The sequence below is a fragment of the Cupriavidus sp. FW306-1B-F12B genome (assembly GCF_058781795.1).
On the sequence record NZ_JBYSXC010000034.1, the window covers coordinates 1 to 9,304 of the forward strand.

The following is a 9,304-nucleotide window of genomic DNA, read 5'->3' on the forward strand; positions in this document are numbered from 1 at the left end:
CAGTCTAGTTGTGTTACCCATGTCCCCGAACAGGTGTTACCTATGTCCCCGGTCTATACACCGCAAGCGGGAGAGGGGAGCAAACCGCCGGCCAGCAGCGCTTGCCGGCAGGTTTGCATCAAAGCTTCTCCGTCTCCCCGCTCTGCGGCTGCCACTTCATCAGCCGCTTCTCACCCATGCCAACCATCCAGTCCAGCACCAGCGCAAACGCCGTCAGCACCACGATGCCGGCAAACACGGTATTGATGTCGAAGGTGCCTTCGGCCTGCAGGATCAGGTAGCCAACGCCGCGCGCCGAGCCCAGGTATTCGCCCACCACCGCGCCCACGAAGGCCAGGCCCACCGAGGTATGCAGCGACGAGAACACCCAGCTGGTGGCGCTGGGCAGGTAGACATGGCGCAGCAGCTGCTTCTGGTTGGCGCCCAGCATGCGCGCGTTGGCCAGCACCACCGGGCTCACTTCCTTGACGCCCTGGTAGACGTTGAAGAAGACGATGAAGAACACCAGCGTCACCGCCAGCGCCACCTTCGACCAGATGCCCAGGCCGAACCAGACCGCGAAGATCGGCGCCAGGATCACGCGCGGCATCGAGTTCATGGCCTTGACGTAGGGGTCGAGGATGGCCGAGGTCATCGGGCTCAGCGCCAGCCACAGGCCCACGCCCAGCCCCGCCACCGTGCCGATGCCGAAGGCCAGCACGGTTTCGATCAGCGTCACGCCCAGGTGCAGGTAGATATCGCGCTCGACGATAAACCAGCTCCAGATGCGCTGCGCCACCATCAGCGGTTCGCCGAAGAAAAAGGCAACCTGCTGCGAGCGCGTGGCCATATGCCACACGCCGAGGATCACCACCAGGACGAGCAGCTGCCAGACGCGCAGCATGCCCTTGGAATCAGTACGGAATGCCATCGGGATTCAGGTCTTGTTAGGTTGGAGGGCTCAGGCCACCTTGCGCTGCTGGGCGTAGCCCTTGAGCACTTCCTCGCGCAGCACGTCCCAGATCGCGGCGTGCAGTTCGACAAAACGCGGATGGTTGCGGATCTCGGCCACGTCGCGCGGGCGCGGCAGGTCGATCTCGAACTCGCCGATCGGGTGCGTGCCGGGGCCGGCCGACAGCACCACGACACGGTCGCTCATGGCAATGGCCTCGTCCAGGTCGTGGGTGATGAAGAGCACGGCCTTGCGCTTGGCGGCCCACAGCTCCAGCACCTCGTTCTCCATCAGCTGGCGGGTCTGGATATCCAGCGCCGAGAACGGTTCGTCCATCAGGATGATGTCCGGGTCCAGCACCAGCGTCTGCGCCAGCGCGACACGCTTGCGCATGCCCCCCGAGAGCTGGTGCGGATAGCGGTCGCCAAAGCCGCCCAGGCCCACGCGGCGCAGCCATTCCTCGCCCTGCTGCACGGCCTCGGCGCGCGCCACGCCGCGGAACTCCAGGCCGGCGACGACGTTGTCCAGGGCGCTGCGCCAGGGCATCAGCGCCTCGGTCTGGAACATATAGCCGGCGCGGCGGTTGATGCCGCGCAGGGGCTCGCCGAACACGCGAATCTCGCCGCTGGAGGGTTCCAGCAGGCCGGCGCCGACGTTGAGCAGCGTGGACTTGCCGCAACCGGTGGGGCCGACCACGGAGACGAATTCGCCGGGCTGGATCGACAGCGTGACGTCCTGGACCGCGGTATAGCGCTGGCTGCGGTCATCGCGCGAGACAAAGGTGCAGGTAACCTTGTCGAGGGAAAGTGCGGGAGTGCTCATGATGAACCGTCTCGGTCCCGCCGTGGCGGCGCCGGGGGGCGCGGCGCGGGCGGGTGATGATGGATTGGCCGTCAAGGTTTCAAAGCAAAGGCCCGCTGCGGGCAGCGGGCCGATGGCATCGACGGCGAGGGTCTTACTTGTACTTGGCGTTGGCCTTCTGCACGAAGGCGTTGGTGTAGGTCTCTTCCAGCTTGACCGGCTTGCCCTTGAGCTCGGCGTCGAACTGGCTCAGCGCATTGAACGCGGTGCGCGGGCCGTCGGCCGGCATGGTGCCGTCCGGCGAGATCGCTTCCTTGACCTTTTCCCACGCGGCCAGGTACAGCGCGCGGTCACCCAGCAGGTAGCTTTCCGGCACGGTCTTGACGATGTCCGACGGGCCCGCCTTCTGCAGCCACTTGAGCGCGCGCACCATGGCATTGGTCAGCGCCTGCGTAGTGTTGGGGTTCTGCTGGATAAACGCCTGCGACGCATACAGGCAACCCGACGGCATATTGCCGCCGAACACGGCCTGGGTGTCCTTGAGCGTGCGGGTGTCGGAGGCGATGCGCACTTCGTTCTTCTGCGTCAGCATCGAGATCACCGGGTCCAGGTTGGCCATCGCATCGATCTGGCCCGAGCGCATCGCGGCCACCGCGCCGGCGCTGGCGCCCACGCCGATGAACGACACGTCCGAAGGCTTCAGCCCGGACTTGGCCAGCACGAAGTTGGCCATCATGTTGGTCGACGAGCCCGGCGCGGTCACGCCGATCTTCTTGCCCTTCAGGTCGGCGATCGACTTGAAGTTGGGCATGGTCTTGTTCGACACCACCAGCACGATCTGCGGGGCGCGGCCCTGCAGCACGAATTCCTGGTAGCGCTGGCCCTTGGCCTGCAGGTTGATGGTGTGCTCGTAGGCGCCCGAGACCACGTCGGCGCTGCCGCCCACCACGGCCTGCAGCGCCTTGGCACCGCCGGCGAAGTCGACGATCTCGACGTCCAGCCCTTCTTCCTTGAAGTAGCCGAGGCGCTCGGCAATGGTCAGCGGCAGGTAATAGAACAGGTTCTTGCCGCCCACCGCGATGGTGACCTTGGTCTTCTCGGGCTTGCCCTGTGCCTGCGCCTGGCCGAAGGTGAACCAGCCGGCCAGGAACAGCGCCAGCGCGATCAGGAATTGCTTCCAGAATTTCTTGTTATACATGCGAGATCTCCTACCCGTGTGGACTGGCGCTGCGGCGACATGCGCTCGAAGGGGGCGCGCCGCGGTGCGGCAAATTGCGATGCTACCGGACGGTGCGATGCACCGCATCGGTATCAACACCTAGCAAACCCGCCAGCATAACGCCCTTACCTTTCGATCACCTTGCCGCAGCCCGCGCCATCATTCCGCGTGGATGTCGGCGGACTTGATCACCTTGCCCCAGCGCGCCAGTTCCGCCTTCTGGTACTGCCCCAGCTGCTGCGGGCTCATGTACTTGGCCTCGGCGCCCAGGTCCTCGGCCTTCTTGCGGAAGGCTTCGGTGCGCATGCTCTTGTCGATTTCGCCAGTCAGCTTGTCGATCACCGGCTTGGGCGTGCCGGCCGGTGCGTACATCGCAAACCACGACGACACGTCCAGGTCGGGGTAGCCGGCCTCGGGCGCCGACGGCACGTCCTTCAGGCTGGGCAGGCGGGTCTTGCTGGTCACCACCAGCGGGCGCAGCTTGCCGGCGGCGATATGGGCCATCAGCGGCGGCGGCGTGGTGATGGTCAGGTCCACCGAGCCGCCCAGCAGGTCGGTCATGGCCGGGCCGGTGCCCTTGTAGGGCACGTGCGTGATCTTCGTGCCGGCCATCTGGTTCAGCAGCTCGGTCGATACGTGCTGCAGCGAGCCGTTGCCCGACGAGGCGTAGTTGAGCTTGTCCGGATTGGCCTTGGCGTACGCCACCAGCTCCTTCAGCGACTTGACCGGCAGGCTCGGGCGCACCACCAGCACCTGCGGCGCCGACAGGATGTTGGCCACCGGCGCAAAGTCCTTGACCGGGTCCCACGACAGGTTCTTGACCAGCAGCGGCGTGATCACGTGGAAGCCCGAGTACTGCAGCATCAGCGTGTAGCCGTCCGGCTTGGCCCGCGCCACCAGTTGCGCGGCGATGCTGCCGTTGCCGCCGGGACGGTTGTCCACCACCACCGGCTGGCCGAGCGCCTTGGACAGCGGTTCCGCAATCATGCGCGCCGCGATGTCGGTGGTGCCACCAGCCGCGGCCGATACCACCAGCGTCACCGGCCGGGCGGGATAGGTACCATCCTGCGCCAGGGCGACGGGCGCGAACCATGCCGCACCGAGTGCCGCCAGCGTGGCGGCTACGGCCTTGCGCCGTGCGGGCATGGCGGACTTGCGTTGAAGGGCTTGCTTCATGAGGGTCTCCGTTATCTGTTGGATGTGTTGTTCTTGTCTGGGTGCCGGCTATGCCTGCCCGGCGAAATGCTCCGCCATCCAGGCCGGCGGCTGGTGCGTGCGCAGGCGCGGGCCGGCGCTCAGCAGCTGGCTGTGGAGGTCGCGCCCGACCAGCGCCGGCATGCCGGCCACCACGTCGAGCAGCGCGCCCAGGTCGACGCCGGTCTCGACGCCCATGCAGTCGAACATGTGGACCAGGTCTTCGGTGCTGACGTTGCCGCTGGCACCGGGGGCGTACGGGCAGCCGCCCAGGCCGCCGGCGGCCGCGTCGAAGCGCGTCACGCCGGTCTGCCAGGCAGCCAGGGCATTGGCCACGCCCATGCCGCGGGTGTTGTGCAGGTGGATGGTCAGGCCGGTATCGGGCAGTGAGGCCTGGAAGGCCTCGCACAGCGCCGCGACCTGGTTCGGGTAGGCCATGCCGGTGGTGTCGCACAGCGTGATGCCGTCCGCGCCGGCCTCGGCGAAGCGGGTGGCCAGTGCCATCACCGCGGCGCTGTCGACCTCGCCCTCGAAGGGACAGCCGAACACGGTCGACAGCGAAATGTTGACCGGCACTCCGGCTTCGCGCGCCGCCTCGATCATCGCCAGCAATTGCGCTTGCGACTGCTCGCGCGTCATGCGCAGGTTGGCGCGGTTGTGGGTCTCGCTGGCCGACATCACCAGGTTGACCTCATCCGGCCGGCACGACAGCGCGCGCTCCAGCCCGCGCAGGTTGGGCACCAGCGCGGTGTAGCGCACGCCCGGGTGGCGCTGCATGCGGTGCATCAGCGCCTCGGCGTCGGCCAGCGCCGGGATGGCGCGGGCCGAGGTGAAAGAGGTGGCTTCGATGCGGGCAAAGCCGCAGGCCGACAGCGCGTCGAGGAAGGCGACCTTGGCGTCGGTCGGCACCACCACCGGCTCGATCTGCAGGCCGTCGCGCGGCGCGACTTCATTGATCTCGACGCGTGCCGGGCCGCGCAGGTTGGCGGCGGCGCTCATGCGATCACCTTGCGCGCGCGCAGGTCGGCGATGGCGGCGTCATCGAAGCCTGCCTGCTTCAGCACTGCATCGGTATGCTCGCCCAGCGTCGGCGCGCGGTCATGGATTTCCCCCGGGCTGGCCGACAGCTTGGGCACTACGCCCGGCACTTCCACCGTGAGCCCGCCGGCCGACGTCACCGACTCGATCACGCCGCGGGCGCGGTAGTGCGGGTCTTCGGCAATGTCCTTGACGGTATAGATGCGGCCAGACGGCACCTGCGCGTCGCGCAGCACCGCCAGCGCCGAGTCCACCGTCTGCGTGCGGGTCCAGTCCGCGATGGCGGCATCGATTTCGTCGACGCGCTTCACGCGGCCATCGTTCTGTGCCAGCGACGGATCGTCGGCCAGGTCGGGCCGGCCGATGGCCAGCATCATGCGCTTGAAGATGGCGTCGCCATTGGCCGCCACCAGCACGTATTCACCGCTGGCGCAGGGATAGGCATTGGACGGCGCGATCCCCGGCAGCGCGCCGCCGGCGGGCTGGCGCACCGCACCGAAGGCCGAGTATTCCGGCAGCAGGCTTTCGCTCAGGTTGAACAGCGACTCGTACAGCGCCACGTCGATGACCTGGCCTTCGCCGCCGCGCGCGTCGCGCTGGTACAGCGCCAGCAGCACGCCCATGGCGCCGTGCAGGCCGGCGATGGTGTCGCCCAGCGACAGGCCGGCGCGCACCGGCGCGCGGCCGGGCTCGCCGGTCAGGTGGCGCAGGCCGGCCATGGCTTCGGCCACGGCGGCAAAGCCGGGCTCATCCTTCTTCGGGCCGGTCTGGCCGTAGCCCGACACGCGCAGCATGATCAGGCGCGGGTTGTCGGCATGCAGCACGTCCCAGCCCAGGCCCCACTTCTCCATGGTGCCGGGGCGGAAGTTCTCGATCAGCACGTCGGCCTCGGCGGCCAGCTTGCGCACCAGCGCCTGGCCTTCCGGCTGGCGCAGGTCGATGCAGATCGACTCCTTGTTGCGCGACTGCGCCTCCCACCAGACCGAGGTGCCTTCATGCAGCATGCGCCATTTGCGCAGCGGGTCGCCCTGCCCCGGCGGCTCCACCTTGATGATGTGGGCACCAAAGTCGGCCAGGGTCTTGGCGGCAAAGGGGCCGGCGATGAGTTGTCCGAGTTCGAGGACGCGAATGCCCTCGAGGATCTGTTGCGCCATGGGTGTCTCCGTGCGATGCGGTATTTTGCTGCAGTGCGGCAAGCCCAATGACTGGCTTGTCATACATTGCGTTCGAACGGAGTGTGCCCCAGCACGGGGCCCGCCAGGAATCGGCAATCGGAGAAGCGGGCTTTCTCGGAACGCGAAAGGCTGCGAAGGCGCCTCAGCGCGGGCGCGTCAGAACGGCGCCCGGTCCCCGCACAGGTGGGTGATCAGCAGACGGGCCGAGACCGTCAGCCCGGCCGGGTCGCGCAGCCCGATCAGCAGCGAGCGGCGCGCCCAGGCGTCCTGCAGCGACACCAGCGACAGCCCCATCGACTTGACGTGCGGCTCGGCAGCGATGCGCGGCAGCACGCCCACGCCCAGGCCGGCCATCACCATGCGGCACATGGCATCGAAGCTGCGCACCTGGATGCGCAGCCGGAACGGCCGGTCGAGCCGGCTGCTCTCCTCGAGCAGGCGCGCGGCCAGCGAGGTTTCCTGCGGCAGGCTGACGAAGTCGAACTCCAGCGTATCGGCATAGTGCACCGGGCCGCGCGCGGCCAGCGGATGGTTGGGCGGCGTGATGATGACCAGCTCGTCCTGCCGGTACTCGATCGTCATCAGCCCGGCCGCGGGGGTGCGGTCGGCAAAGATGCCGACGTCGGCGCGGTTCTCGACCAGCGCGGCGACGATATCGCGGCTGTTCTGCTCTTCCAGCTCGATGCGGATGGTGGGATGACGCTGCATGAACGACGCCAGGTCGTCAGGCAGGAACTGCGTGATCGCCGAGGTGTTGGCGCACACCCGCACCTGCCCGCGCACGCCCGAGGCGTAGTCCGACATCACGCCGGCCATGCGTTCGACGTCCTGCAGGATGGTCAGCGCATGGTGGAAGCAGGCCTGGCCGGCCTCGGTCAGCTGCACGCCGGCGGCATGGCGGAAGAACAGCGGCGCGCCGACCGCGGTTTCCAGGTCGGAGATGCGCTTGCTGGCGGCGGCCACGGCCAGGTGCGACTGGCGCGCGCCGGCCGAGATGCTGCCCTGCCGGGCCACGGCGACGAACAAGCCAAGCGTGACGAGATCGAAGCGGGCCAGGTTCATGGGAGAGGCAGGCAGCTGAAGAAGGCGGAAGAACGCGGTGACCGGCGCGCGGGCAACCGGACCCGCGCGATCGTGCTCAGAGGTTGCGGCGGTCCATCACCGCACGCGCGATGGTGCCGGCATCGACGTACTCCAGCTCGCCGCCCACCGGCACGCCGCGCGCCAGGCGCGACACCTTGAGGCCGCGTGCCTTGAGCATTTCGCCGATGTAGTGCGCGGTGGCCTCGCCTTCGCTGGTGAAGTTGGTGGCGACGATGACCTCGCCGACCGGGCCGCCCAGCTCGGGCTCGGTGGCGCGCGCGAGCAGCCGGTCAAGATGGATCTCGCGCGGGCCGATGCCGTCCAGCGGCGAGAGCCGGCCCATCAGCACGAAGTACTTGCCGCGGTAGGTCAGGGTCTGCTCGATCATGACCTGGTCGGCCGGGGTTTCCACCACGCACAGCACCGAGGCGTCGCGGCGGTCGTCCAGGCAGGTCTCGCAGATTTCCTGCTCGGTGAAGGTATTGCAGCGCTGGCAATGGCGGATATGGTCCGCCGCGCCGCGCAGTGCATCGCCCAGCTTGCGCGCGCCCTCGCGGTCGTGCTGCAGCAGGTGGTAGGCCATGCGCTGGGCGGACTTGGGCCCGACGCCGGGCAGCACCCGCAGCGCTTCGACCAGTGCCTGCAGCGAGGTCGGGGACGATGCCTTCACAGTGGCGTTCAGAACGGCAGCTTGAAGCCCGGGGGCAGCGGCAGGCCCGAGGTCATCGAGCCCATTTTTTCCTGCGAGGTGGCTTCGGCCTTGCGCACGGCGTCATTGAAGGCCGCGGCGACCAGGTCTTCCAGCAGGTCCTTGTCTTCGCCCTCGGCCAGCAGGCTGGGGTCGATGGTGACGCGCTTGACGTCGTTCTTGCAGGTCATGACCACCTTGACGAGACCGGCGCCGGACTGGCCCTCGACCTCGATCTGGGCCAGCTGCTCCTGCATCTTCTTCATGTTTTCCTGCATCTGCTGGGCTTGCTTCATCAGCCCGGCGAGTTGACCTTTCATCATGATGGAATGCTCCTGGATTCGGTAAGAAATTCGGTGAAGTGATTCGGTAAAGCAAACGCAGGCCGCGGATCAGGCGGCGCGCGGCTGGATCGAGCCCGGCACGATCTGGCCACCAAAATCGCGCAGCAGGCCCTGGACAAAGGGATCGGCCTCGATCACGGCCTCGGCCTGGCGCTGGCGCACGGCACGCGCCTCGGCATCGGCGGCCGCCGCGGTGATGGAAACCCCGCCCACCTCGCAGACCACGCGCACCGGCTCGCCGAAGTGGTCGCACAGCGCCTGCTGCAGCCGCTCGGACACGCCGTTCTCGCCCAGGGCCGCGACCGGGATGCGCAGGTGGAAGGTACGTCCGACCACCTGGGTCAGTTCGCTCTGGTAGGCCAGCTGCTGGGCCAGGCCCTTCAAGGGCAGGCCGGCGGCCAGCACCGGCCATGCGCCGGTGAAGGCCGGCGGGGTGCCATCCTCGCCCGCTGCTGGCGGGCGCGGAGCGACGAACTTGGCGGATTCTGCCGGCGCCGCGGCTGGCTGCACCGGAGCGGCCTCGCGCGCCGGCTCGGCCTCGCGCGCGGGCGCCCGGCGCGGCCCGGCGGCACGCGCTGCCGGTTCGTTGAAACCGTTGTCGCGGTAGCCAGGATCGCTGTCATAGGGGCCGATGGCCGGCAGGTCGGGCGGCAGCTCTTCCCACGGCGGCACGTCGCTGCCACCCGCCAGCTCCCAGGGCGGCACGGATTCCGGCTCCGCCTGGCGCGCGGCGGGCCGTGCCGGCGCTGCCGGCGACTGCATGGGCGCCTTCGCAACCGGTGCCGGCGGCCGGCTCACGGCTGCCGCGCCGGGCGCGCGCAAGGGTTGGGC

Annotated in this window: 9 protein-coding genes and 1 pseudogene; all 10 read right to left on the reverse strand. The window is 68.4% G+C overall.

All coding sequences use genetic code 11. From position 1 onward, the window contains the following. Positions 1–118 precede the first annotated feature (118 nt). Positions 119–910, reverse strand: a complete 792-nt coding sequence (locus tag AC3WLE_RS30250) for an ABC transporter permease (RefSeq protein ID WP_492320630.1) — start codon at positions 908–910, stop codon at positions 119–121. 30 nt (positions 911–940) lie between these two features. Next, entirely contained in the window at positions 941–1,753 is an 813-nt protein-coding gene (locus AC3WLE_RS30255) for an ABC transporter ATP-binding protein (RefSeq protein WP_010814251.1), read from the reverse strand. Between the two features lie 133 nt (positions 1,754–1,886). After that, entirely contained in the window at positions 1,887–2,930 is a 1,044-nt protein-coding gene (locus tag AC3WLE_RS30260) for an ABC transporter substrate-binding protein (protein WP_010814252.1), read from the reverse strand. 180 nt (positions 2,931–3,110) lie between these two features. Further along, entirely contained in the window at positions 3,111–4,127 is a 1,017-nt protein-coding gene (locus AC3WLE_RS30265) for a Bug family tripartite tricarboxylate transporter substrate binding protein (protein ID WP_492357272.1), read from the reverse strand. A gap of 48 nt (positions 4,128–4,175) precedes the next feature. After that, positions 4,176–5,144, reverse strand: a complete 969-nt coding sequence (locus tag AC3WLE_RS30270; RefSeq protein WP_492320628.1) for a hydroxymethylglutaryl-CoA lyase — start codon at positions 5,142–5,144, stop codon at positions 4,176–4,178. Then, positions 5,141–6,337, reverse strand: coding sequence for a CaiB/BaiF CoA transferase family protein (locus AC3WLE_RS30275; protein WP_492320627.1), 1,197 nt, complete (start codon positions 6,335–6,337; stop codon positions 5,141–5,143). The genes AC3WLE_RS30270 and AC3WLE_RS30275 overlap by 4 nt, the downstream gene beginning before the upstream one ends. Before the next feature lie 177 nt (positions 6,338–6,514). Continuing rightward, entirely contained in the window at positions 6,515–7,420 is a 906-nt protein-coding gene (locus tag AC3WLE_RS30280) for a LysR family transcriptional regulator (RefSeq protein WP_010814256.1), read from the reverse strand. A 76-nt stretch (positions 7,421–7,496) separates the two neighbouring features. Further along, complete coding sequence (gene recR, locus AC3WLE_RS30285) at positions 7,497–8,111, reverse strand: recombination mediator RecR (protein ID WP_010814257.1); 615 nt, start codon at positions 8,109–8,111, stop codon at positions 7,497–7,499. 8 nt (positions 8,112–8,119) lie between these two features. After that, positions 8,120–8,452, reverse strand: coding sequence for a YbaB/EbfC family nucleoid-associated protein (locus tag AC3WLE_RS30290; protein ID WP_010814258.1), 333 nt, complete (start codon positions 8,450–8,452; stop codon positions 8,120–8,122). Positions 8,453–8,521: 69 nt separating this feature from the next. Further along, positions 8,522–9,304, reverse strand: a pseudogene (locus AC3WLE_RS30295) (DNA polymerase III subunit gamma/tau); the annotation flags it as partial.